Raw genomic sequence first — 1,980 nt, 5'->3', positions numbered from 1 at the left:
GCCAGCAAGGGCTGAATGAAGCGTTCAAGGCAGGCACGCTGACCGGCGATTTCATCGCCGTTATCCGCTTCCAGGGACCTAAGGCCAACGGCATGCCGGAACTGCACAAGCTGACCACCGTGCTCGGCATCCTGCAGGATCGCGGCCAGCGCGTGGCGCTGGTCACCGACGGGCGCATGTCGGGCGCCTCCGGCAAGGTGCCGGCGGCGATCCACGTGACGCCGGAAGCGGTCGAGGACGGTCCTATCGCCAGGATCCACGAGGGCGACGTTATCCGGCTGGACGCCGATGCAGGCACGCTGGAAGTGTTTGTGCCGGCACCGGAATTCGCACTACGCCGTACGGCGGAAGCTGATCTCATCGGCAATGAATTCGGTTTTGGCCGCGAGCTGTTCGCTGGCTTCCGGCAATTGGTCGGCCGCGCCGATCATGGCGCCAGCGCCTTCGGCACGGCTTGATGGGATCACCATCCTGCCCATGAAAAAGGGCGGCTCGTGGCCGCCCTTTTTCATGGGGTTAAGGCAGTTACTTGACGGTGACCTCGACGCGTTCGCCGGCCTTGACCGTAGCCGTACCTTCCTTTGAGTCGTTGTCGGAGGTGTCGGCGACAATCGCGTAGTCGCCAGCCGGCAGCGTGGTCTGGAACTTCGCGTCGTAGTTATAGCCGATCGACTTGCGGTTGCCGTTGATGTCCTTCTTCGTCTCGAAAATCTCGATCTTCGAGGCGCCGGGCGCGGTGATTGCCAGCACGCCGGCATTCATGGCCACTTTCACGTCCTGAGACTCACCGGCCTTCACCGTGAACGGCTGCTCGACCTCTGCCAACTCGACCGTCGCGATCAAAACATAGTCGTCCGGCGGCAGATCGAACTTGCTGTCGGGACCATAGGCATAGGTCACTTCTTCCCTGGTCCCGTCGATCTTCTTCTTCGCCTTGAACACCTTAAAGCCGATGCCCGAACCGTCAGCCTTGTCGCCGCCAGCGGTATAGTAGGCGTTGGCAACGATATGCCCGACGCCGACGATGATGTCCTTTTCGACCGTTTTGCCGGCAGCGAGCGGAATCGTTTCGGCCGCCACGCCCTGGCCGATCGTGACCGTCACTTTCTCGTCACCGGCCGGCAACACGATCTTGGTGGTGCCATAGTAGGTCGCGGGTGCATCGGCGCCCGGGTAGTCGATCACGACAGCCGCGCCGTCGACAACATCCGCCCCCGCGCTTGGTCGCGGATGAATGATGAGCGTGCCGGCATTCAACGTGAACACCGGCTTGTAGACCTGGCCTGCCTCGATCTTGAGCTTCTGTTCGGTCTTGGCCTCACCGTCGCGCGCAACGATAATGTAGTCGCCCGGCTCCAGATTTCCTTTGTAGGCGCCGTATTCGGTGGTGACGTTGTCGCCGCGCGTGCCGTCGGATTTCGCCTTGCAGATCTCCCAGGCATTTCCGTCGGTGACAGGATCGCCGCCTTCGGCAAGCACTGCGGTGGGCAGAAGATTGAATTCCGGCTTGGCAGGCTCGGGCGCCGGTGCTGGGGCCGGTGCCGGCGCTGGTTCGGGTGCAGGCGCCGGTGCTGCGACGGTCTCGACAAGCGCCTCCTGCAGCGCCTTCTCGTCGGAGGCCTGGATGTATTTGCCGCCGGTGTTGTCGGCGAGGCAGGCAATCTGCTTGCCCTCATCGGCGGTGAGGCCGAAGCCGACGACATCGGCGGTGAAGTCGACGCCGGATGCTTCAAGCTCCTTGCCAAGCGCGCAAGGGTCGCCACCGCATGTTTCGAGCCCGTCGGTGATGAGCACCACGGTCGCCTTGTCCTCGGTGTATTTCAACGCTTCGGCCGCCTGCTTGACGGCCGCCGTCAGCGGCGTCTTGCCGAGGAATTTCAGGCTGTCGGCGGCGGCCGAAATGGCGCTGGCAGAACCTGCCTGTGGCGGCACGATCAACTGAATGTCGTCGCAGCTGCCCTTTTCGCGATGGCCATAGGC

2 protein-coding genes are annotated in these 1,980 nt (G+C 63.1%); one reads left to right on the top strand and one right to left on the bottom strand.

Annotated elements, in window-relative coordinates:
- Nucleotides 1–458, top strand: a 458-nt coding sequence (locus EN935_RS33405) for a dihydroxy-acid dehydratase (protein ID WP_206534630.1), incomplete at its 5' end; no start/stop codon positions are given.
- Nucleotides 459–525: 67 nt separating this feature from the next.
- On the opposite strand, the gene EN935_RS33400 is transcribed toward EN935_RS33405, so the two are convergent.
- A partial coding sequence (locus EN935_RS33400) for a hypothetical protein (protein ID WP_127374093.1) occupies nt 526–1,980 on the bottom strand: 1,455 nt, incomplete at its 5' end.

The sequence above is a fragment of the Mesorhizobium sp. M7D.F.Ca.US.004.03.1.1 genome (genome assembly GCF_003998635.1).
Classification (GTDB): domain Bacteria; phylum Pseudomonadota; class Alphaproteobacteria; order Rhizobiales; family Rhizobiaceae; genus Mesorhizobium; species Mesorhizobium loti.
This window is presented reverse-complemented; position numbering and strand designations above follow the sequence as displayed.